At 33.9% G+C, this 22,572-nt stretch carries 27 protein-coding genes and 5 pseudogenes; 6 read left to right on the top strand and 26 right to left on the bottom strand.

Annotated elements, in window-relative coordinates; genetic code table 11:
- Positions 1-19: 19 nt before the first annotated feature.
- The 10 genes and pseudogenes from Q2T41_RS06995 to Q2T41_RS20725 form a co-directional block, all read right to left on the bottom strand.
- Positions 20-367: an alpha/beta fold hydrolase gene (locus Q2T41_RS06995; RefSeq protein ID WP_367186908.1), complete on the bottom strand. Its 348-nt coding sequence runs from the start codon at positions 365-367 to the stop codon at positions 20-22.
- Positions 368-615: 248 nt separating this feature from the next.
- Positions 616-1,188: a hypothetical protein gene (locus tag Q2T41_RS06990; protein WP_304435486.1), complete on the bottom strand. Its 573-nt coding sequence runs from the start codon at positions 1,186-1,188 to the stop codon at positions 616-618.
- A gap of 366 nt (positions 1,189-1,554) precedes the next feature.
- Positions 1,555-1,704 (bottom strand): hypothetical protein, encoded by a 150-nt coding sequence (locus tag Q2T41_RS06985; RefSeq protein WP_304435485.1) that lies wholly within the window; start codon positions 1,702-1,704, stop codon positions 1,555-1,557.
- Between the two features lie 474 nt (positions 1,705-2,178).
- Positions 2,179-2,649, bottom strand: coding sequence for an anthrone oxygenase family protein (locus Q2T41_RS06980; protein ID WP_304435484.1), 471 nt, complete (start codon positions 2,647-2,649; stop codon positions 2,179-2,181).
- 120 nt (positions 2,650-2,769) lie between these two features.
- The gene (locus tag Q2T41_RS06975; protein ID WP_304435483.1) at positions 2,770-3,000 is read right to left on the bottom strand and encodes a hypothetical protein; all 231 of its coding nucleotides are present in this window, start codon (positions 2,998-3,000) and stop codon (positions 2,770-2,772) included.
- A 38-nt stretch (positions 3,001-3,038) separates the two neighbouring features.
- Positions 3,039-3,209 carry a hypothetical protein gene (locus Q2T41_RS06970; RefSeq protein WP_304435482.1) on the bottom strand — a complete coding sequence of 57 codons (171 nt, stop codon included), beginning with the start codon at positions 3,207-3,209 and terminating at the stop codon, positions 3,039-3,041.
- Positions 3,210-3,301: 92 nt separating this feature from the next.
- The gene (locus Q2T41_RS06965) at positions 3,302-4,114 is read right to left on the bottom strand and encodes a hypothetical protein (RefSeq protein WP_304435481.1); all 813 of its coding nucleotides are present in this window, start codon (positions 4,112-4,114) and stop codon (positions 3,302-3,304) included.
- A gap of 310 nt (positions 4,115-4,424) precedes the next feature.
- Positions 4,425-4,745 (bottom strand): annotated as a pseudogene (locus Q2T41_RS06960) (transglutaminase domain-containing protein); the annotation flags it as partial.
- A 548-nt stretch (positions 4,746-5,293) separates the two neighbouring features.
- Positions 5,294-5,482, bottom strand: coding sequence for an ankyrin repeat domain-containing protein (locus Q2T41_RS20730; RefSeq protein WP_367186907.1), 189 nt, complete (start codon positions 5,480-5,482; stop codon positions 5,294-5,296).
- A gap of 67 nt (positions 5,483-5,549) precedes the next feature.
- Positions 5,550-5,681: a helix-turn-helix domain-containing protein gene (locus tag Q2T41_RS20725; protein WP_367186906.1), complete on the bottom strand. Its 132-nt coding sequence runs from the start codon at positions 5,679-5,681 to the stop codon at positions 5,550-5,552.
- A 204-nt stretch (positions 5,682-5,885) separates the two neighbouring features.
- Between Q2T41_RS20725 and Q2T41_RS06955 the strand changes: the two genes are divergently transcribed.
- The gene (locus Q2T41_RS06955; RefSeq protein ID WP_304435480.1) at positions 5,886-6,272 is read left to right on the top strand and encodes a transposase; all 387 of its coding nucleotides are present in this window, start codon (positions 5,886-5,888) and stop codon (positions 6,270-6,272) included.
- 5 nt (positions 6,273-6,277) lie between these two features.
- On the top strand, positions 6,278-6,424 hold the full coding sequence (locus Q2T41_RS06950) for a hypothetical protein (RefSeq protein WP_304435479.1): 147 nt from the start codon (positions 6,278-6,280) through the stop codon (positions 6,422-6,424).
- A 314-nt stretch (positions 6,425-6,738) separates the two neighbouring features.
- Here the strand turns inward: Q2T41_RS06950 and Q2T41_RS06945 are convergent, their stop codons facing one another.
- From Q2T41_RS06945 to Q2T41_RS20720, 7 genes and pseudogenes are all read right to left on the bottom strand, one after another.
- Entirely contained in the window at positions 6,739-7,956 is a 1,218-nt protein-coding gene (locus Q2T41_RS06945) for a DUF3089 domain-containing protein (protein WP_304435478.1), read from the bottom strand.
- Positions 7,957-8,200: 244 nt separating this feature from the next.
- Positions 8,201-8,950: a hypothetical protein gene (locus Q2T41_RS06940; protein WP_304435477.1), complete on the bottom strand. Its 750-nt coding sequence runs from the start codon at positions 8,948-8,950 to the stop codon at positions 8,201-8,203.
- A gap of 256 nt (positions 8,951-9,206) precedes the next feature.
- Positions 9,207-9,704, bottom strand: a complete 498-nt coding sequence (locus Q2T41_RS06935; RefSeq protein ID WP_304435476.1) for a hypothetical protein — start codon at positions 9,702-9,704, stop codon at positions 9,207-9,209.
- 122 nt (positions 9,705-9,826) lie between these two features.
- On the bottom strand, positions 9,827-10,321 hold the full coding sequence (locus Q2T41_RS06930; RefSeq protein WP_304435475.1) for a DinB family protein: 495 nt from the start codon (positions 10,319-10,321) through the stop codon (positions 9,827-9,829).
- Positions 10,322-10,329: 8 nt separating this feature from the next.
- Complete coding sequence (locus Q2T41_RS06925) at positions 10,330-10,830, bottom strand: DinB family protein (RefSeq protein ID WP_304435474.1); 501 nt, start codon at positions 10,828-10,830, stop codon at positions 10,330-10,332.
- A gap of 194 nt (positions 10,831-11,024) precedes the next feature.
- Positions 11,025-11,324 (bottom strand): hypothetical protein, encoded by a 300-nt coding sequence (locus Q2T41_RS06920; protein ID WP_304435473.1) that lies wholly within the window; start codon positions 11,322-11,324, stop codon positions 11,025-11,027.
- A pseudogene (locus tag Q2T41_RS20720) lies at positions 11,325-11,426 on the bottom strand (integrase core domain-containing protein); the annotation flags it as partial.
- An 18-nt stretch (positions 11,427-11,444) separates the two neighbouring features.
- Between Q2T41_RS20720 and Q2T41_RS06915 the strand changes: the two are divergent.
- Both Q2T41_RS06915 and Q2T41_RS06910 read left to right on the top strand, forming a co-directional pair.
- Positions 11,445-11,690, top strand: a complete 246-nt coding sequence (locus Q2T41_RS06915) for a hypothetical protein (RefSeq protein WP_304435472.1) — start codon at positions 11,445-11,447, stop codon at positions 11,688-11,690.
- A 29-nt stretch (positions 11,691-11,719) separates the two neighbouring features.
- Positions 11,720-11,983 (top strand): annotated as a pseudogene (locus Q2T41_RS06910) (transposase); the annotation flags it as partial.
- A gap of 44 nt (positions 11,984-12,027) precedes the next feature.
- On the opposite strand, the gene Q2T41_RS06905 reads toward Q2T41_RS06910, so the two are convergent.
- Both Q2T41_RS06905 and Q2T41_RS06900 read right to left on the bottom strand, forming a co-directional pair.
- The gene (locus tag Q2T41_RS06905; RefSeq protein ID WP_304435471.1) at positions 12,028-12,348 is read right to left on the bottom strand and encodes a putative quinol monooxygenase; all 321 of its coding nucleotides are present in this window, start codon (positions 12,346-12,348) and stop codon (positions 12,028-12,030) included.
- 128 nt (positions 12,349-12,476) lie between these two features.
- Positions 12,477-12,845 (bottom strand): annotated as a pseudogene (locus Q2T41_RS06900) (DUF6157 family protein).
- A 342-nt stretch (positions 12,846-13,187) separates the two neighbouring features.
- On the opposite strand from Q2T41_RS06900, the pseudogene Q2T41_RS06895 reads away from it, so the two are divergent.
- Positions 13,188-14,154: pseudogene (locus Q2T41_RS06895) on the top strand (IS110 family transposase).
- A gap of 120 nt (positions 14,155-14,274) precedes the next feature.
- Here the strand turns inward: Q2T41_RS06895 and Q2T41_RS06890 are convergent.
- The 5 genes from Q2T41_RS06890 to Q2T41_RS06870 all read right to left on the bottom strand — a co-directional run bounded on the left by Q2T41_RS06890 (position 14,275) and on the right by Q2T41_RS06870 (position 20,308).
- Positions 14,275-15,201 carry a ketopantoate reductase family protein gene (locus Q2T41_RS06890; RefSeq protein ID WP_304435470.1) on the bottom strand — a complete coding sequence of 309 codons (927 nt, stop codon included), beginning with the start codon at positions 15,199-15,201 and terminating at the stop codon, positions 14,275-14,277.
- A gap of 215 nt (positions 15,202-15,416) precedes the next feature.
- Positions 15,417-16,067, bottom strand: a complete 651-nt coding sequence (locus Q2T41_RS06885) for an SGNH/GDSL hydrolase family protein (protein ID WP_304435469.1) — start codon at positions 16,065-16,067, stop codon at positions 15,417-15,419.
- A 397-nt stretch (positions 16,068-16,464) separates the two neighbouring features.
- Positions 16,465-16,941, bottom strand: a complete 477-nt coding sequence (locus Q2T41_RS06880; protein WP_304435468.1) for a hypothetical protein — start codon at positions 16,939-16,941, stop codon at positions 16,465-16,467.
- A gap of 450 nt (positions 16,942-17,391) precedes the next feature.
- Positions 17,392-18,420, bottom strand: a complete 1,029-nt coding sequence (locus Q2T41_RS06875) for a serine hydrolase domain-containing protein (protein ID WP_304435467.1) — start codon at positions 18,418-18,420, stop codon at positions 17,392-17,394.
- Positions 18,421-19,669: 1,249 nt separating this feature from the next.
- On the bottom strand, positions 19,670-20,308 hold the full coding sequence (locus Q2T41_RS06870) for a hypothetical protein (protein ID WP_304435466.1): 639 nt from the start codon (positions 20,306-20,308) through the stop codon (positions 19,670-19,672).
- Positions 20,309-20,379: 71 nt separating this feature from the next.
- Between Q2T41_RS06870 and Q2T41_RS06865 the strand changes: the two genes are divergently transcribed.
- Entirely contained in the window at positions 20,380-20,502 is a 123-nt protein-coding gene (locus Q2T41_RS06865; protein ID WP_304435465.1) for a hypothetical protein, read from the top strand.
- On the opposite strand, the gene Q2T41_RS06860 is transcribed toward Q2T41_RS06865, so the two are convergent.
- Complete coding sequence (locus Q2T41_RS06860) at positions 20,494-21,132, bottom strand: polysaccharide deacetylase family protein (protein WP_304435464.1); 639 nt, start codon at positions 21,130-21,132, stop codon at positions 20,494-20,496. The two genes, Q2T41_RS06865 and Q2T41_RS06860, sit on opposite strands and share 9 nt — an antisense overlap.
- Before the next feature lie 919 nt (positions 21,133-22,051).
- Positions 22,052-22,402 (bottom strand): hypothetical protein, encoded by a 351-nt coding sequence (locus Q2T41_RS06855; RefSeq protein WP_304435454.1) that lies wholly within the window; start codon positions 22,400-22,402, stop codon positions 22,052-22,054.
- Between the last annotated feature and the right edge of the window lie 170 nt (positions 22,403-22,572).

The raw sequence follows: 22,572 nt of genomic DNA, 5'->3' as shown, positions 1-22,572 counted from the left end.
AGTCCAATAGGGGAGTCATTTAATCCATATGCCAATGACAAAGGTTTTGTGCTATGGACCAAAGCATAAGAACCTTCCCGTTCGTTCCACAACCGGGTAGATTTTTGGTACTTAAGATGTGGGGGTCCATAGGTTCATTTTCTTTAAAATATGGCACATAAGAACCTGATATGTAGTTCAAATGTAACCCGATAATGCTTTCAGGATATTTTTGTGCAATTCTTATGCTAATACCCGCACCAATATCTCCCCCTTGAAGTCCATATTTATGATACCCAAGTTTAAGCATTAATTTATGCCATAAATCTGCGTTAAACCCGTAATCACTACCATTCTCGGTAAGCTTTTCTGAAAATCCGAATCCTATTTAGTGCTACTGTGTTACGAACTATAATGTTTTAGCTAAGCTTAGTACAGAGATAAGCCAAATGTTATATTGGATTAGTACATTGGCGCACTGGTTTATTATTGTCCGCGTACGAAGCTAAAATGTATTGATTTGTTTTTTCTTGTCCAAGGCAAAATCCATAAGATTAAGTGACATTATAAATATACACAGACCTTTCGGTTTTGACTAAAACCCCGCGTTACATTTAGGTTGTGTTATAAAACGTTTTAATCCAGTTTAATTTCAGGGTTTAAAAATGTGTAAACCTGTTCGCCAATCTTAACGGTTATTACGTCGTCATTAATTTTATTCAAAACATCATATCGATTTTCCAATTCAAGCATTTTTACAAATAAAACTCGTTGTTGAGATTTATTGACCTGACTATTTCCAATCAATTTCTTCTTTTCAAAAACTCCATGTTTACTTGATTCAACAGAAATAGGTATTCCTTTTATTGGTAGCGTTGATGACCTACTCATTGCTATTAGAACTATTAAAGAATTTTTATATTTTCCATAATCACGCCAAAATCCCGGCATAATATTTAAGTTAGAATTGACATTGAATTTTACATTATAAAAATCACCTTGAATTTCATTAAAAGTGCCACTTTCATTAAAAAGCAAGTAAGGTAAGATTCTATAATATGATTTTTTATAAGTTGGATTTATGGCGGCAATTCCATGTGAATTCAATTTGGAGGCTAGAATTTCGGATTGTATTTCAGGTCTAGGCAATTGAGAAGTGCTTGAGCAGGAAACTACAAATAGTACTATTAAAAAAAGTAAACGTTTCAAATTTTCTAAATTTTTTATAACGGTTAGGTTATGATTCTTTGCTGAGATTCATTCGTAGAACGATCCAGCCAAACCTAAAGGTAGTTTTTTGCGCGTGATTTCCGTTTAGAAAATCCGCAAGTAGTGAATTTTAGCCTTTGTTGTAATCAGTGTTTATTCCTGTATTTGTATAAATCTCACAGCCTCACAATTGTCGGGATCGCCAAAACCATAGAAAATAACAGCAGTGCCGTCTTTCGCATAAATTTTCCAAGAGCCACTGTAGTTTGATGAGTCTCCTTCAACTTTATAGCTAGCATGAAAAATGGAATTTTCCTTGCTTAGAAACTCATTTTTGCCTGCGGTTGTTTCCCATTTTCCTATTATTTAATAGAATTTTCTTTTTTTCTGGAACACTCCAAATTGCCACCCGGCAATGGGTAAATTAGTGATTCGAAATGTTTGGTCAGAATTAATAATTAATTCCAAATTCTCTGAATTTCTAAACACATCGTTTTCCAACGTTTTAGTGTCCAATTCATATTTGCCAACTAAAAATTTAGGATTTGGATTTTCCGTGACATAGTCAAGATCAGAGTCTGTTGTACAAGGAGCGAGTGTGCAATTTGAAAAAGTAAATGATAAAATAAAAATAAGATAAACTATAATTGGATTTCTATTTTCCATATTGTTTACAACGCAGCGCTATGTACGACATCTGCGACAGCAGTGGGCGGGTTGTAACGTTGGTGGGCAATTTTATGGAAATATAGTGAAAACCTTTTTTGATTTTCGACGGTTTTGAGAATAACATATGGCGGTCCTTCCGAGCGTAGCGAACACATGAATACCTATAAAAAACATTGAACAATTTTATAAATAATTCGACAACATCATTTATTATGTTGCAAGTAGGCAATTTAGTACTTCAATACTATTTGAACTGGGACGAAGTTAAAAAGGCAACCATCATTGAATTTACAGTATTACGCCAATTTGCTGTAAACATTGTTATACGTTGCTGCCTTTTATTTTTTTAAAAATTGATACATATACAATTAATGCGAAACCTGTCATTGCAGAAAGAGTTCGCATGATGTGAAATGACCACCATTTATCTCTTAATGTGCTCCAGATGTCTGGAATGTTTTCAAGTTTCCAAGTAATGACAATAGCATTTATTGGTTGATTACCGAAACGGGTGATTAGTCCGCTTATAATCAGGAAGGCAGTTGCAAGAAGTAATAAGTTTCGGTTTAATTTTTCACCTTTAGATAGAACAGCATATATTCCTGTAAGTATAATTGAGATTAATCCGAGAATTGGCATCAGTACATTCAAAGCTCTAATGGTATTCTGTTGTTGCTCAACATAAGTAACTGCTGATAAGTCTTGAGGATTATTGCCAATCCAAATTCCGAATATTACACCGGCAATTAGTCCAGTTAGGGTTATGTCTAAAAATTGAATAAGCTGTTTCATCTTTATAGTGTTTAAGTTTTTGGCATGACGCATTACGGTTAGGTTATGTTTCTTTGCTGAGATTCATTCGTAGGACGATCCTGCCGAACCTAAAGGTAGTTTTTTGTGCGTGATTTCCGTTTAGGAAATCCGCAAGTAGTGAATTTTAGACCTTGTTATACATAGTTTTTTTAAAAAGCGCGTTGAAAGCCCAAATCCGTTGATGTTTGCTATAATCTTAGATTCAGGTTTAACACTATTGGCAGAATTGGATTTTATGGAAAGATTATATTTATCAATTCCTTTGTTTGTTTTATTAAGTACGGTAGAAGAAAGCGATATTCCAATAAAACCGCCACCGATTGTAGACACATCATTAATAATTTTATTGTGAGATTTGGCCTGTTTTATTAACGAGCCTCAGGTACTGATGCTGTTGCTTTTATCAATTCAAACCAATTTGGATTTTCGCCATTTTGAACAAATGGGCACCCAAGAATATTGAGTTTCAGTTCTATTTCTTGTCCTATGGAGATATTAACAAATAAAATACCAATAGTCAATATGATACTATTTTTCAAAGTTTAATTATTCAAATTAAATAAGACGTCCTCGGCTATGATTTTGTTGCATATATTTCCAAAGGAAATTATCCGTATGAAAAGCAGTCGTGTTAATGGTTAATAGGTTCGCCCCTGAATTTTGCAAATCTAGCCTCAATTTCTTGTTTAACTCCCGTACTATTACCAAATCCGCGAATCGTTTTTAGATTTTTTTTATAACTAGGGTGCAGTCCCCCGGTACATACAAAATTTGGTATTGAATCTTGGTATAGCAAAACTCCCATTTGATAAATATGAATCATCATTGCTCCAACAGGGTAAGGTTCTATTCTATTTAAACGTCTATTATAATTGTATCCCATCGTTTGTTCATTTGGGAAACCATATTTTTGGTTGAATTCCTTGAAGTCGTTTAATCGTTCCGTGGCATCGTTTATTAACTCTTCCTTGGTTAGTTCTATTTCCCGAACACGCCAGCAATGATACTTCTCAGTAAAATCAGCGTCTTTCTTAGATAATTCTAGAAAACGAACGCGTATTTCCAAATTGAAATTTTCTTCATGGTATTGATTTAAGCTGTGGAATTCTGATACAAATCTTTTGTACCATTTTCTTTTCTTGAATTTCACGAAGTATCTCAATGGAATACCTCCCTTCGCAAGCTGTTTTGCTATCAATAAAGCCCATTCATCATCATTCGTCTCGTCGGCCACATATAAGGCATAACTCAAATCATGCCCCAAGGGAAAACTAGTTTTTAAGAAGGCTTGTTTAAAGTTATTTTTTGCGGCCTTATATTCCTTTTTGGAAGTCTGATCTTTTGCTAAATCGGTTAAAAGAAAGTATTCCTGGTATTCACATTGTTGTCCAAACGAATTAAGAATAACCCACAAGAAGATTAATAAGGACAATTTTAGATTCATATGATGCCTAATGGTTGAGCAAAGTGTAGTACGGAAATAGGACATCTGCGAAAGCAGTGGACCAGTTGGCGCGCTGGCAAGTTTCCTTCTGCCGACATAGCTAAAGCCTTTTGCCTGCCTGCTGACAGGTAGGTTTTCTTTTTTCTTATTTTGTTCCAAAGCTAAATTCATAAGATTTAACGGATTTAGCAAACACGCCTTAGTCTTTAAATATAACACTTTATGCCCTATTTGCTCTAAATATAGTTAGGCATATGCTTGAGCTGGGAGAAGTCTTTGTTTTTAAAATCCATATTGCTTATTGGGTTATCTAGAATTGCCAGATAGGGTCAAATGGCACGTGCGTTTTTATAAAGGCCTTCGGAGGGATTAAAAAGTAATCATCTGAAAATTCATGTACATCATAGCCTTTGTAGTCAACAAACCCAGCTGCAAAAGTATTATCAACAAATAGATAATTATCATTTATTTTAACGGCATTATGAGCATGGTTCAATTCCAAAATTTCGTTGCTGTCCAATTGCCGAGTGTAGCCCGCAATTACAAAGGATTCAATTCCTATAAAATTGCACATGGAATGAAAAAGCTGGGCATAATGGCCACAAATACCTTTGCGAGTTTTTATAGTTTCCTCTACTTTTTTATCTTAAGAACTATACTGAAACTCACTATTGATTTGGCTTAAATCATATTTAATATTGTGGGTAATCCATATGTAGAGTGCCCTTATTTTTTTCATCTTCGCTTTTTAGTCTTGAGGTTAAGTATTCAGGTATTCAGCGATTTCATCTGTAGTTTTTAATGAATCAGGAACGCTTTTTGAATCCCTGTCAATTTTTTAATAGTTAGGATTCCCATTTACATTATTGAATGCAAAAAGGAGAATTAGTTTGTATAAGTATTTTGCCATGTATTTTAATTTAAGCCTATACCTAGCGATTTTTATAAGAACAGTAGCGGATATAATAGCTACTACTTTTCTGACAATAATATATTTAATTAAACATAATAGCGGTTTGAGTTAATACCCAAACCGCTACTTTTTCGGTTTTATTTACTCAAAAGATAATCCGCTATATTTTTATGCCTTTCACGTTCGGCAATAACCAAAGCAGTATCTTCATTGTCCATTTTTAATGTAATTGACGCATTATTTTCAATTAGAAGTTTTACTAAATCCTAATTTCCTCTGTGTACTGCGGAATGCAATGCTGTTACATTTTGCATCTGGACTGTATTCACATCCACTCCATATTCGATTAACAATTTGCACAGCTCATGGTTCTCTTTTGCTATTGCAGAATGTAATGCATTAACTTTAGACGGATTTTTAGCTGGACCAGTTAGGGTGCAGAAAAATACTGATATTAGGGTTTTAGTAATAATGTCTTTTCTACAAATGAAATAATAAAAGCGTTTACTGAATTACTATATATCACTTTTTACTTTTTCGTAACGCACTTGGCGATTTCCTCTCAATATTTTTAAAATAGCTACTAAAATTACCAAAACTTGAATAACCAATATCAAAAGCAATCTTTTTTATGTTTTTATTGGTTTTCAATATTTGGCGTTTGGCTTATTTTTCTTGAAATATATTGGAAGGGTGTGACCCCAAAAATTTGATTAAAATTATCAATGTGCCTGACATTGATAAAGAAGAGTTATAGAGTCTTTTCTGTCTTCGCAACATCTGGTTTAGGGTTTCCGTAGGATAAAAATTATATTAGAAAACAGTTGTAATATTTCGGTATTAAAGAGCTGGAAGAATTTGACAACGATTATTGAAGTTATAGGAATAGAAAATGGTTGGACGATATGGTATTCGCAAATTCGTCCACAAAAGCAACTTTGGACAGCGGTATGCGTTTTTTGTTTCTTGGACCTAGAACTATGGGATGTGTTAACACAGCTCAGAAGGTCTTGCATAAAGCACCATAAGAAAGGTAATATGGTGCTGCGCAGTATACACGGTATAGGCGCTATCGTAAACTGTGGTATTTTATGCGAGCTTGACGAGATCAGGCGCTTTAATAGCATCAAACATTTGGAGGGTTATGTGGGTTTTGCTCCTGGGGTTCATCAAAGTGGCGGCAATTCTAGGACATTGGGCTTAACGCCGCATACTTATCGGTTCATTAAAAGTAATTTTGTTTAGGCGGCATGGTAGACTATATGTACGGGCTTGGTATTGCAGACCAACTATCGCAGCACCATAGAAGGAGCTCTAAAAGTATCATTATCAAAGAAGGAAAAAACAGCAAAGTAGAACACTGGTGGTCATTAAAACGTGGACACCTTATCGGATAGTCGTTAATCATATTAAGGGTAATCAAAAGAAAAATCATTATAAAGCTCACAGAGTAGTAATGAAAACCCGTATCACGGAACAATGTGAATAATCTAAGGAACAGGAATTATATTTCTATAGCAAGTGACCTGGTTGATGATAGCTTATAACCATACAGATGCAGGTGAACCCTAGTGAAAAGGGGTGTCACACATAGTATGCTGAGCAAGTTTTGTTTAAAGAAAAAAAGGTGGTTTAAAGAATAAAGAAAATATTATGTGTCTTAAGTACTGGTCAAGGCCTTATTATAGTACAGGTTGATGCGAATTGGCCTTTATTGACAATTATTAAGTTTTTCATCTATTTGTTGCATCAATGACCATATATAGATATGATAATCTTTTGTGTGGTAACCTAAATCTACATAATTAGGGCTATTTTGCTCACTTTCCAAGTCGTTAGGCCTTTGGTCGTTTATTAGTGGATTATGGTCAACACTCAATACAACTTTTTGAACACCATCTCTTTTTAGTCTAACATTATATAAACCATTGAAAGCTATAAAATTAGCCCCATTTCCTAGATTGTAATTTGCATTTGGTGTTATGTAGTTTTCTAAAGGTGTGCTAGTCTCTCCGTAATAGCTAAAATCTTGTACAAACCAATCTTGATTTTCATCAAAAGCACGGTAAACAAGTCCACTATTAATAAGGTATGGGTTAAATTCAGGTAAGCTAAAATTTATATCAATAAATTCCTGTTCTTCATCAAACGATGCCCAATTATTTATGCATCCACATTCATTTGTTGTAGTGCATAATGGAATGTTTTTCCACCATCCACCTTTGTATTCTCCTTCTTGCGCATATACATATCCCATACCTCCTAGAGCCGCAGTTACTAACTTACTTCTTAAGTTTGCATCATTGTCAAACAGATCTCGTAATAACATTCCTAATAGGTATGAGCCTTGAGAATGTCCAGCTAAAATTATTTTATTACCATTATTGTGATTATTAAGATAATCAAGAAATGCTGCTTTTACATCGCTATAAGATATTGCAATTATGTTTGCTTGTAGTTCTTTATCTATGTTTTCATCTCGGTAAACCAGACCTGTCGACTGCCTGTATCTTGGGGCATACATTCTACCATATCGCGATAATAGTCCACCTTGGGCCAATATTGTCAATGATATTATTGTACTTGGTTGGTCTGCAATGTCCACATTTCCAATAAATGAGTTATCCGTAATTTGGGTAGGGTGTACCCAAAAAACATCAATACCAGTATTGGTGTTGGAATTATTTGTTATCTGAATAGTTTGTTCAACTTGTAAATTTTCATCAATAACATCTATATCTAAGTTGTAATTGGATAAGATGGTTGTCTTATTTGGGTGAAATGCCCAATTATCTAAAGAATTATAGTTAATAGAAGAAGATGGGATTTTGATTGTTTCAATTTCTTCAGGTTGCTCTAATCCTATAGAATCATTTTTTGAACAAGAAAAAAATAAAGCGATTAGCACTATTAAAATTGGATTTTTCATTCAATTTTTTTTCTTTTAGACTTTCTATCATCTAAATAGTTTAATTCAGCTTGTTGCTAACGGCTGGTCTAAGTGCAGAGGCCAGGAAACTTTTCGTTGCCGACTAAGCACAATGCTAAAGCTAATTGTTTAGTTTTTATTCTTTTTTTTTTGCCCAAAGCGAAATCTATTAGATTTAGCGACTTACTAAAGATACACAGACCTTTCGGTTTCACCGTAAAGCCTGCATTGCATTTATGTTTTGTTATTTAAAGTTTTTCTTTTCTACATGTTCCGCCAATTCCAAATTTGTTTTACTACCATCAATATTGATATAGTCCAATTTAACAAAACCATAATCTACATTAAAATATGCAGTAAGTTTTGTTTCTCCAATTCTGCTTATTGCATTCGATTCAATAACAAAACATTCAATTTTTCCTATGTCCGTTTTTAAAGTTTGCTTATCTGTTATTTCATATTCATATTTGTTTTCAATTTGTCCTTGCCAAAGTTTCCATCGTCCGTCCGCCCACATATCGCCAATTATTAAATTCCAACTCCATTTATTACCTATTTCGTAAGGTGCTTTTATGTATGGAAAGGGATTTAATTCTAAAATTTCAAAATACTTATCTCTTGGTGGATGTATCCAAATATTTCCTTCATTTTCAATTGCTCCTGTGGTAGAGTAACTATCTTCCGTTAATTTGTAAATTAAAACGGTTTGATTATTATCTGGAATATAATTAGCCAATGGGTTTCCATTGGCGACTTCCATGGTTAAAGATTTGATAGGTGTTTGATTTTTGTCTTCTTCATTTACAAATTCCCAACCACTATTATCCGCTATTATTTTAAAGAATTTTTTTCTGTTGTCAACTGTTATATGTTCAAATTTGTATTTGAAACAATTGCCCACCTTGTAAATAACATTATTATGATTATATCTATTTTCGTCATCTACAGTTGAATCAAATTTCTCCACTAAAATTCCGTCGTCGTCAACTATCAATTTATAATTATTTTGCGTAAGTATATTTTTCGATTGACAGCTTGTAAGAGTTGTAAAAAGTAAAAAAACTATAATAGTTGTCGATTTCATAATTATTCAAATGGGCAGGTAGCGTTTTGTAATTATTTTTTATTTTCTAAATAGCTAAATATAACAGATTTTACGGTCTATGTAAATACGTTCAAGCTACTAAATATAATACTTTATACCCTATTTGCTATGGCCATGGTTGTGTAGAATTATTTTTTTATTTCATTTATAAGTCCAGAAATTTTAATTCTTTATGGTAGTTCTCAATTCTTGATTGTGCATTTCCGTCAATTAACAAAATGACAATTAACATTGAAATGGTGGTAATACTAATTGCCCTCCAAGTTGGTGTATTAATAAATAGAATTAATAATGCAGCTACAATTATTAATATTGGAACAACTTTAAATACAACTCTAAATTGCTTTAAAGTGCTTTCAGAACGTTCAATTTCGGACTTATAAAAGGCAGTTTCATCTGTATTAAAGTCCTTTTTAAACTGTTTAACTCTTTGAATATTGGCGTAATTAGTGCCGCTGCCAATTATTAATAGTAATATACCTGTTGCTAACGTTGGTATGACATAAGCCTTTGATAAATCTGTTTTTCCTAATTGCCAAAAGCCAACACTTGCGATTAAAAATACAATTGCGAATAAAATAAAGAAACGTGTTGAGATTACTTCGGCTTTTGCCCATTCGATAGCTAGTTTTAACACTTCCATAATTTATTTTTAATTATACACAACGTTTTGTGTTACTGACGAACCTAAATATTAAAAAGGTGTGAAATTATGATTTGGAATTTCCGCCGTTCTTGAGGTTAAACTGTATTAACTGTCGTTTTTTAGTTCATTTTATGCTCCGTTACTGAAACCCATTTAGGTGAATCGTTAATCTCTTGTCGTAGTAACAAATTCAGTTGGGCAGCGTGATGTTGAACGTGCCGCATATTATAGAGTAATATTTCAAACACTGAATAGTTTTTGTTATCATTAATCCATCTGGAATTAGCAAGTCCGTCGGTTAATCCAGAAATTAATACTATACATTTTTTTCTACTGTGCTCAAGATATGAAAGCATTTCGCCTTTACTATATGTCCTGTCGGGCATAGCTCCAGACGGGTCAAATTCGGATAGGGAATAAGGTGCTGGAGGTGAAAAATCCGCTGGTTTTAGGGTGAGATAATAATCTAACCAGAATAGGCAATGATAGGCATTGTACCAAAATTTGTTCTTTGAATCCCAATATTCAGCAGGGCAGAGTTGAATTGCATTTTCGAGCATATCAATACTGGCTCCAAATTGTCTCCAAAGAGTTTCTTTTATCATTTTATTCATTTCCTTTATCATTTTTTATTCAAATATTTCTCTTTAACAATGTTTAAATGATGCCTTTCATGGCCAATTATTGTTTTAAGAAATTCCTCAAGTGAAATTTCGCGTTCCGTTGCAATTCCCTTTATTTTTAATTGTTCTGGCGACAGCGTTTCTATAAAACTTAAAGATGCCTTCCTGATGTTGATATAATCTGTTAGTAGTATCTGTTTGCTCAATTCATCAAATCTACTGTTCATTACTAAAAAGTCTTGGTCATAGCCCCAAAGTTGAACTTTCTCTTTTCTGCTTAATTGAAAAGCTCTGAACATCTTTATCCTTTCGTGGTCGGTGATATGCCCTATTATTTGTTTAATGCTCCATTTATCTGAGGCGTATCGGTAGTTCGCATTTTCCTCGTTGATTGTTTTAAGTAGTGTTAAAGTTGGGGTAGATGAGAACATTGATTGTACATCATCTTCCTTGGCTAATTCATAGTAATAAGGAAAACCTTGTTTAGGAGTATAGTCCATATTTCAGAAATTACTTTTTGATTTGATGTGCGTTATCAAAATCACCACCAAAGTATTCGAGTATAGGCGGTAGCGGATTAAAATTACTAAACTATGAGATTACAAGATACTTAATTAAACGATAAAACCGTTCAAGTATTCACCATTACAATGTTTGTTAATATACATTGTTTACAACAGTTATAGATTAGAGTTTACACTAAGTTGGTTTCTAACCTCACTGATTGTTCTTTTTTTCTAAACACATGTTCATCAAAGTATCCTAAAAATACGTTTCTATAAAATACCCTCCAAATACCATTGCCAATGTCCAGGGCCCCGATATGTTTACCTTGGAGCGAAGCGGAAAGGTAAACCCAATTATAGGCCTTCCATCTTATAGCTCCATTTTGGGTGACTTTTAAGACTTTCATTTTGGAATCGTAATCAAAGTGTGGTATTTTTTCTGGGAATGGTCTTGTTGAAAATTCATGTACCGAAGCGGGCGTTCTCATGTCCAATGCCTCATGTGGCCTTACGTGATTATATTCTTTTACAAATTGGTTCAGACGCCTTTGTTGCGCTTTCAGGTCATAAGCTGAAGGTACTTCAAACAGCGAACGGCTCTTAAGAACATGTTACATTCGTTATTGACAGGTGGTCAAGCAAAGGATAAACTTGTAAGATCTATAAAGAGACAGATAAAAAACTTGGACAAGGAAATAGGTCTGCTCGAAATTGAAATGGAACAGTTGATAAAATCGAACGAACAAGGCTTGTATTCAAGGTTGAACACCGTACCGGGAATAGGAAGGAGGACGGCAATGATCTTGATAGTTTCTACCAATGCTTTCGTGACTTCGAGAGTGCATCCCAGGTAACTTCCTTTTTTGGACTTGCTCCCAATGAAAGGAGCTCGGGCAGCAGCGTGAAAGGCAGAACCAGAATCAGTAAGATTGGAGATCCATTGCTACGAAATCATCTTTTTCTATGCAGCTTTACGGCAAGTGTACATAACCCACAATGTAAGGCATTATTTGACCGAATAGTTGGAAAGGGTAAAAGAAAAAAACTTGCGCTAATAGCTGTTTGTAATAAACGTATAAAACAGGCCTACGGAATATCAAAATCAGGTTTGGATTATGATAGAAATTTTGTGGGTAGATTGAGCTAAATTTTATTTGTTTTTTAGCTCAGTTCTTAGTTGGCTGCCGGCTTTTAATCTATTCCTGTTCCACCTAATATATTCCATTCCTGTCCTTTTTCTGGTCTGCCGTTTAAAATAGGTAACGCTTTTCCAATCAGTTCCCTAACTCCAGCAACATTCAAAGAATTATCGTGGTCTTCTTTAGTGTCCCAAATTTCGGTAATCCAAATTTCGTCAGGATTATTGTTGCCAACGCCAACAATATAAAGATGACAACCCTTTGCAGATTTCATTAATGAAGCAGCATAAAGCAGAATTTTAGCCAGTTCATTACCTTTTCCCTCTTGAGCTATAAGTTTTCCGTGCAATGCATATTTAATCGAGTTATCCATTTTCTCGATTGGTGGTTCAGTTTGCTTCTCTGACTCTTGAGCATTGACTTTTAAAAAGCAAGAAAAAGCGAGACAGAATATTAAGATTATGGCTTCTTTTTTCATTCCAATGTTTTTTTGGTTAACTATTACTTTGACCTCATAGCCTTTACGACTTTTAAGTCCTTTCGTTTTATGAATTTCTCATATTCTTCCGATTCCATAGGGAACATCGCTACCTTTCCTCCAGTATCTGAATGAATTCCAAAACCATATTTCTTCGTTAATGGTGATGCTCTGAAACAGGGTTTTCCTTTTGAAAAGAATTTTTTACGTTCTGCCGTCATATCTTGTTCAATCAAGTCGTTTCATATTGCAAAAACCTTAAAGAAAACATCATCAGAGGTCTATTTGTAAGGATTGATTTTTAATATATCCAACTGATAATTTGCTATTGACTTTTTTTCATTTCTTTCAGGTAGTTCAGTTCCTTTATCTACAGGACAATCTGGTGCCACTTCGATAAAGGTGTTTTATAATTTGTATTATGTTCTTTCATTCGGTATGTTTTTCAGCTTGCAGCTAACGTTTATGTAGCAAATATGCAACTACCTTTGTTTTAGGACTAAACCGCAATTATTTTCATATGGCTTAAGTTTGATTCTCAGTAAATTGTTGATATAACTAGAAAGAACAAAAGAGAGAATTAAGGTTACTATACACGGTGAAGCTTCGGACTTCGACAACATTGATATTCCTCTCTCTTTTACTACTCAGATCACGTTCAGTTCTGTGGGACCTTGATCTCGTTTTCAAGTAGTTGTGATACCGGTAGCCAGTTCTTTCATAAATCATTACTTATGAATAAATATAACGAAACTTTCGGAGTCGACATCAGTAAGGATGTCTTTGATGTATATGGTAGTATCGTAGGTCACGATCAGTACAAGAACGATGAAATTAGATTCAAGAAATTCCTTAAGGAACTACCCAAAGGTTCATTGGCCGTTATGGAAGCTACCGGTTACTATCACTATAGACTTGCGCAGTTTCCTTACAAAAATGGGGTAGTAGTTTCAGTAGTGAACCCATAATCCGTCAAACGTTTCGTTCAAATGAAACTTGCCAAGGTAAAAACGGACAAGAGCGGTGCCAAGGCTATATGTGAATATGCCCTTATCAACGAAGTTCCTATTTACAATGCCTTGACGGATACCCAGAGCGAATGTTTGCAGTTGTTCCGGTTATTGGATACCTATTTAAAACAACGTACGGCGACCAAGAACAAAATACATGGGGAAGCAGTTCTGGGCATACCCTCAAAGTTTGTTTATCGTTCCTTGATACGCAACAAGAAACAGCTCAATAAAGAAGTGACGGCAATCGAATCAAAGATTCTGTCATTGGTAAAAGCGGACCAACAGGAGCAATTGACTTTATTGATGTCAATACCTGATATAGGTCAAAAGACTGCCTTGTTCTTAATCGTGGTCACTGATGGTTTCAGTAAGTTCGAAACCGCAGCACAGCTTTGTAGTTACGTAGGTATAACCCCAACGATACGACTCCGGGAGCAGTGTAAGGGGTCGAGCGCGAATAAGTAAGGTCGGCAATAGAAAGCTTCGTAATCTGTTGTTTTTATGTTCTTTCAATGCCTGTAAACATAACAAGGCATGCAGAGAGGTATATGAGCGTATCGTGAACAAGGGTAAGAGCAAGAAATCGGCATTGATAGCGGTTGCCAACAAACTATTAAAACAGTCCTTTGCTATTGCAAAATCTAGAAGGCCCTATGATGAAACCTACGTTTCAATATTGCCTGAATAAATAGCAGATAAGTTGAATGAAAAAAGCTCAAGAATCTGATTTTAGAATCTATGAGCCTAGAATAGTATTGTCTCGGATTAAGGAAGAATTTGTTTGTTTTTTACCTCAGTTCTTTGTTAGCTACAGGCTTTTATAATTTATTAAGTTCGACTTAATCAAAATTAGTTGCCCTAAGATTCTTGTGTTTTTCACCAATTCTGGATGACCTACTTCATCAGCAATTTTAGCAATTTCTAAATTTAAACTTTCTATTTCAGTCTGTCTCTTATTCAGAATGTCCATATAGGTGGAAATTAACTGTCCATCAGACTTTTGACTAATTAATATTAAGTTTTCCATTACTTCGTTACTGTCAAGATGAATCCCTTTAACCTTAGCCAATGAGACACATTCTTCAATTATTCCTTCCGCCAAATGCTTGGCACCTAAATCACGGTGAAAAATCCCATTGTCTATTTCCAGCAAAGGGCAAATTGTATTAAAAACACAATTAGCGATAACTTTAGTCCAAACATATTTACTAATATTTGACTCTTCACGAAATTCAAATTTTGGAGTACTAACCTCTCTAATCAAATTATCAAGTCCTTCGTTTTGTCCTTCCAGGTTTCCAACAGGTGAAGCTGAAACAGTTTTAAAGGATATCTCATTTTCACCTGTAACTTGACTTGTTGAAAGTAAAACACAACGGTAAACCTTGTTAAAATTTTTAAATGGTCGTTCTATATTAAGACCATTTTGAAGTAAGATAATAACAAAATTGCCTTCTAAGGCATTGAGTTTTTTTGCAATTTCGGTGTTGCCAAATGTTTTGGTAGTAATTAAAACAATTCCATTTATAGAAGATAGGTTACTAAATGTAGTGGTAACGACCTTCTCTTTAAAAGTGTAATCCTTGCCAACAACGGTTATGTCCGTTGTTATATTTGGAATATTATCAATACTACCTCTTATGATTTTTACCTGTTTGTTTTCCCTTTTTAAAAATACAGCTAATGCCTTACCAATTGCTCCCGAGCCAATAATATATATTTCAGTGTTCTTCATATTTTTTTTCAGCTTGTAGCTAACGGTCTCGGCTATGAGTAGTGCGGAGGCAAGGAAACCTTACGTTTCCGTCTAAGCACGAAGCTAAAGCTTTTGGTTTAGTTTTTATTTTTTCTTGTTCAAAGCTAAATCCCAAAGATTTAGCGACTTCATAAATATACTCAGACTTTTGCCGTTTGCCTCCAAGTCCGCATTACGTTTAAGCTTTGTTATCTTTAGTTTTTCCCCGCAATATTTTTTAAATACTCCGCAATTTGAGGCTCGATTTGTCCATTCGTTTTTAAATTCGATGCTTTTCTACCCGATAGAATTTCGTAAAACTCGCATGCATTTAAAAAAGCTCCATTTTCATTCGGGTGAATAGGGTCTTCTAACAAAGCTAAATCAGGTTTATTTTCCTTAACCATACGATATAGCTTTCCGTTGTCCGTTTTCAGCATTCCGTTTTTTTTCGCAAGCAAGCTATGTCCATTGTCAATAAGTTCAAATTCCTGCTCATAGTTTTCAATTTTTGGCGAACAATAATCTTGCATATCATCTAATGATTCATCAATTCTACCCCCGCCTCGGCAATATTCCTTTGGGTATTGTCTTTCTGATGGCCATGTAGTAAAAAATATGAATCGACATTCAGGGTTGTTAACAAGTGTCTTTATTTTTTCAATTGCTTTATTTACAGCCAAATCCCTCAATTCAGGAATAAGAAGATCGACAGTTCCTTCTTGTAAAATTACAACGTCCCATTTTTTCTCCGCAACCTTAATTTCAGTTTCTGTTTTTTCTCCTTCAGTTTTTTTTCTTGTACTAATATTGTCGTCGTCGGTTCTCGATATGATTATGTTCTCTAAATGTCGAGTTAGGGACATACCAGGAAATGTGCTTTGCTCTATTATAATGTTTGGGTCGGTTTCATTTAACATCTCTTGAACAGTCTGTGGCATATCGTGGTAATAGGTCAAACTATTCCCTATGAAAAGTACATTTACCTCTTCTGTTTCCTCTTTCTTTTGAGCTCGACAGCTTGATATTATTAGACAAATTGTAAGCAGTAGAATGTTTCTCATAAAATTAAACGTCTTAGCTATGAACAGTACGGGAGCAAACTAGCGTTTACTTTCCGCCACGCACCTAGCGAAATCTTTTGGTTTTGCTTTTTCTTTTTTTGTGTCAAAGCGAAATCCCAAAGATTTCGCGACACCATAAATATACATAGTCTTTGAAGTTTAAGCCCTAAGCCCGTATTGTTTATAGGTTTTGTTGTACTTAGTGTTTTTCTTCAGAGTTGTAATTCCGTCCAGTTTTAAATCCACAATATGCCAGTAAACAAAGAAGTCCGATTTGAAAGCCAAACAAAATTTTCGATAAAATACGCATTATTTGTCCCACAGGATTATTGTCCTGAACATATGTCCCATCATCAGAGGGTAAACTAAAAAAGTCCAACATTCCAATAGTTTTTCCAATAATTAGCACCAATAAAATCGTAACCATAATTAGAATAAAATTTGCTGTAGTGTTTTTAAAGTTTCGTCTAATTGTTCTTAGGAGATAGACCACAAAAAATGTGAAAACAAAAAGTAAAGTGACAAAATGAAAGTTTGCAATTACAAAATAAGTGTCATGGATGTTTATGTCCAGAGTAGAGTCTGTTTTGAATCCATCTAGACCAAATAAGGTTAGCGTCAAAATAAGCACAAGTCCGATAGTTCCAACCAGCCAATAAATTTCTTTTTTTCTCAAATTTTGATAGTAGTTTGTTTTTTCAACATTAAGTACAACGCAGCGCTATGTGTAGTCCGCGATATTTTATGGAAATATAGTGATAACCTTTTTTGGTTTTCGACGGTATTGGGAATAAAAAATGGCGGTCCAGATTACATATAGTGACGTGATATGTTGGGTTGTTTTCTTCCGTTAAGCGTCGTACTTAGAAAAGTTACCCTTATCCTACGGTTTAATGTGATCTGACATAGCGCTGCGATGATGTTGCATTTCCCTTTGTGCGAGAATCGAGGTACGAGATGTAGCACATAGGGTCGACGTAGGAGAATGCAACATCATCGGTTTCGGCTATGCGTAGTTGCGTGGTTTAGCACGAAACTATACAAGTGCACACCAAACAGAAAATCCACGAGGGTTTTCAGAAGTAGGCGAGTAGAAGCAATTACTTATAGCCATTGTTAGCAAATGTTATTTATCTTTTTTTATAATTTCATAAATCTTATCTGATATTTCAAAAACATTTTGGTGCTTTTGGTTTGTTAAGACCACAATGGTAATTCTGTCTTGTTTAAATCTTCGTGCAACACATTCGTAACTCGCAGTTGAACCGTGATGAGAATGCTCGATAATCTTATCATTTTCCCATACGGAATATCCAAGAGGCGATTGAATATTATCACCTTTTTTAGCTTGTTTGGATAGTTTTTTTACAGATTTTTTATTGATAACCTTAAAATCTCCCAATCCTTCAAACCAATTTGTCATATTTCTGGCGGTCGAACTGAATAAAAGACTTTTTGTTGATAGTTTGTAATCATCTTCTTTAAAATCTGCATTGAAAGGAATTGCCATTAATGTTCTATCCTTATATGGATATTGTTCTTTAATGATTGTATTTTCCATCCCATAAACATTGAATATATTTTCTTGCAAATATCTATTAAACGTGGTTTTGGTTATGTTCTCCACTATTTTAATCAACAAAATGGGATTACTATTTGAATATAAATAATCTGAACCTGGCTCAAATTCAAGGTTTTTAATAGATTTCAGCTCTTCTAGTATATCATTATCATTTACATTAATTCCTTTGCTAAAATAAATGTCCCAACCAATTGTTGGCAATCCACTTGAATATTGTAATAAATTTTGAACAGATATCTCTTCAGACCAATTTGGTAATTCAAGAATATATTTGGAAATTTTGTCGTCTAAATTTATTAGATTTTTCTCTTGTAGTTGCATTATTGAAACTGCTGGAAATTCCTTGTATATTGAACCAATATTAAATCGATATTCCATAGTCAATTTTGTGTTTTTTGAGCCATCTGTATAACCAAATGACTTTTCGTAGAGAGTTTTTCCGTCTTTCGTTACCAATACATTTCCGTTAAGTTGTCCTTTTTCATGAAGGTCGTTTAAATAAGTATCGATATTCTCATTATTCTTGCAACTAAAAAGAGAAATAATTAGGCATAGCAGAAAGATTTTGGTCATAATTTTAGTCATTTTGATTTATTCGATTGATGTTTATTATTTAGACTAATTGATTTCTTTTGTGTTACAGTTTTTCTCTAATATTTGCTAACGCAGCGCTATGTGTAGTCCGCGATATTTTATGGAAATATAGTGAGAACCTTTTTTGGTTTTCGACGGTATTGGGAATAAAATATGGCGGTCCTTCCGAGCGTAGCGAACACATGAATTCGTTAATAAATAAACAGTTATGAATAAATTACATATAGTGACGTGATATGTTGGGTTGTTTTCTTCCGTTAAGCGTCGTACTTAGAAAAGTTACCCTTATCCTACGGTTTAATGTGATCTGACATAGCGCTGCGATGATGTTGCATTTCCCTTTGTGTGAGAATCGAGGTACGAGATGTAGCACATAGGGTCGACGTAGGAGAATGCAACATCATCGTCTCGGCTATGGCAAGTAGGGCAGGCAAGGAAACTTTTCGTTTCCGTCTGGTCTATTAGCCAGAGCTTTTTGTTTTATAATTATTTTTTTCTTTTTTAATTGTCAAATCCAAAAGATTTGGCGGACTTATTAGTTAAACCCAAGCCATTAAATATAGCACTTTAAGCCCTATTTGCTATAGGTATTGTTACCAACTGTTTTTATTCTCTCCATTGTTTGGTTTCAGTTGCGTTTTTCTTATTTTTTAGATTCGACCGAGTAACAAGTCCATTACGTATTCTTTTTTAAGGCGGTAATGATTGGAAATTCCGTCCGCAATTTATTCCGTCTGAGTGAAGTCCATCTGCGTTGTGCTTTTATGTGAATATTAAATTCATCATATTAACCAAAAAGGTGAAGTTCCAGTCAAAAAAATCATCCCAATATTTAGTAAAGTATAAATATTAAAAAGCTTTTTTCTAGAAATTCCAATTACTAAAGTTATAATGAACATTAATGCGCAAATAGCAAATATTGGATACATAAAATATATAAATAACATTGCTTTTCCCATACTTGGCTCAACATCCTGAAAAGTAAAAAAAGTAATTACTAATATTATAAAACAGATTGCGATATTCCACATATTGTAATTTTTCATTTCTTACTTAGTCTATTTTTTTAAAACTGAATTTTCAAATAGTTGGTAACGGTTAGTGTATGTTTAGTTGCTGACTTTTCCAACGGAAAATGTCCACCGGAGACTAAAGATAATTGATTGCAGGAATTTCCAACTGGAAATTCCGACCGCAATTAATTATACACCGTGTTGTGTGTAGGTTTTTATCTTACCCTTCTTCTTTCGGTTTGAAATTTGTCCGCATGACCATTAAATCGATTGATTTCAATTCCACTACCAACATCTAACCCCCGATTTGATAATGAATCAAATTTTACATTTCTCCAGTGAATTATTTTCCAGCAAGTACTGTCTCCCGAAATTTGAGTTTCAAATGGCTTTTTAATTCCGTTTACTTTCGCAATAGTTATTGCCTTTTGAAAAGAAACATAATATTTATTGTCAAAATCCAAAGTCTCTTTTAGCTCACCATTTCTTTTATAGAACTCCCAGACACCTATCGGAATGAAATTGTGGTAAGTTTTCTTTTTGATAAATTTCAAGTTGCCGTTTTTGTAATATTCTTTAAATAACGTTGTGTCATTTACAAAGTCATCATAGTGTTTAAACCACAATTTTGTACTATCCGACGGATAGTATTTTACCACGGCATTGTAGTGTAATGAATCGATATAAAATCTTTTTCCGTAACCATCATTAACATGTCCAACCTTATATTCTTCATATTGAAAATAATTTGGTGTTTCTTTTTCAATTGTGGTGTCTTTTCTTACGATTGAATTTTCCGATTCCTGCTTGATTTTGTTCGTTTCAGTTTTGCAATCAACAAACAAGGCAACCAAAAATATGAGGAAGATTTTTTTCAATTGAGAATTTGTTTAAACTTACACACAACGGTTTCGGCTATGAGTAGTTGCGTGGTTTAGCACTTAACTTTGCAAGTACACACCAAGCTGAAAATCCGAAAGGATTTTCAGAAATAGGCAAGAACAAGCAATTACTTATAGCCATTGTTGTGCGTTCGTTTTTATTTTAATTCTTTCAATGGAATTTTTATTCGGTTATTCCCAAACCATTCTCCTTCGCCACCAACGTAAACTATAAAATCCTTGTCAGAAATAGCCCAAGTAATCACATAATTACTTCCTGTTTCGTAGGCTAATAGATTTATGTAATTATTGTTTTCCGTACTATATTTTTTGACATACGGATAAATTTTTCCGCGTTCAAAGTTTGGGATTATTTCATTTGGCTCAATTCCAACAATCCCAAATTCAGTCGTGTCTTTTGCTTTCGGATTAAGAACAACTGAATGATAAATCGTATCAACTTTTTTATTTTTCCGCTCAATTAAAGTTCGGAATTCAATGCTTAAAATACTGTCCGTTTTTAACAATACTCGATAATCGCCTTTTACATTACTTTCTCCAAGTTCTTCACAGTTATTTGCGTAATATTCGTGTTCAGGAAACTCTTTTAGAACTTTATTCAGTTTTCGTGCTTTTTCCTTGTCGGCTAAACCACTTATTTCAGGATAGGAAATCGGAACTTCGCAATTATCTTTTTTTATTATTTCAGTCCGCTCCGTTATTTGATATCCATCTCGGTTTGATTGACAACCGTAAATCAAAATTCCAAATATTAATATGTATTTCAGAGGTTTCATCAAATGACGCACAACGGACTTGTGTATGAAACGTAGCGTGTAAAAAGACGCTATGCTTTCGGATTAACACATAGCCTAATTTTTATATTTTGTTTTAATTTTTCTCTTTTTAAAAGCCAAATTAAAAATTTGGCGGTCTTTTTTAATAAGCAGAAACCTCTCGGTTAAGCACTTATTAGCTATGTTTTATACACCGTGTTGTGGTTAGTTTTTTCTCTAATTATTGATGTCAAAATTAATGTTATTCCGATGTAACATATCCAATTTCTAATTCTTTGATGAACAAACATTATTGGCGTTCCGTCACTTGAATAATCTTCATATGACTCGTAAAAGAACCCAAAATAGATTAATGTCGGCAACAATATTAAAATTCCGATTAATATTAAATATTTTGATTTTATTGTGTCGGGCATAATGTCTTTTAAAATAAAGATTATTGGCAAAGTCAAATAAGTCACTACAACATATTCCACATAGCCAACAAAAGTGAACCATTTAAGAAATACATTTAGATAAATCAGAAATAGCATCAAAATTCCGATTTTAATTCCACTCAAGATTTTTTCTGAAATCTGAAATCTATCATTTAAAATCTCTTTTAAGGTCAGAATAAGAAGTCCTATTATAGTCAAAAGAGAAGTTGCGAAATTCAATTTTGTCCCTAAAAAATGAAAGGGTTTTGGATTTATTATTAAGTCAAGAAATCCTAAAGTTGATATCACAAAAATCAGGATTTTTATATATTTTTTTGTCTTTTGCATTCAGTACTAAATTAACCACAACGGTTCGTGTATGATTAGTTGCGGACTTTTCCAACGGAAAATGTCCGCCCGACTATAAAGATAATTGATTGCAGGAATTTCCACTTGGAAATTCCGACCGCAATTAATTATACACCGTGTTGTGTGCTGTATTTTTAGTCCAAAATATGTTCAAATTTCAGCTCATTTTTTGATTTCGAAATACTGATAATCTTGTACGTTGGAGTATACCCCTGTCCATTCGGATAAAATATTTCCCTTCGGTATTCCCTTTCCGTTTGATAATTTGCTTTCAATGTATCTCCATGATATCTGTATTCTGCTTCACTAGGTAGATATCTATATTCCTGAATTGAATCGGTGTAACCGATTGAAGCTTTTATCTCGTCAATCATCCTATCCTTGTCCTTTCCGCTAATTTTTAGCCTGAACGTGTGATAAAAATCCATAAGCCCACCGTCTTCATTAGATAAAATTTTAAAGTCGTCAATCAATTCAATGTTCATTTCCGCCAAATTTTTTCTCGCATCCGATTTAAAGAATAAATGGTCATCGAAAATATATGCTAGTATTAAAAGCACAAATCCGGTGGCTAAAATTCCAGCGATGACTTTTCCTAGTTTTTTTTTACCACGTTTTTTTGGAATCCAATAACCTATCCAAACAATTCCAGCCA

This window comes from Maribacter confluentis (assembly GCF_030505015.1).
Classification (GTDB): Bacteria; Bacteroidota; Bacteroidia; order Flavobacteriales; family Flavobacteriaceae; genus Maribacter; species Maribacter sedimenticola.
The sequence above is the reverse complement of the archived record's forward strand: the minus strand, read 5'-3'. Positions and strand labels throughout refer to the sequence as shown.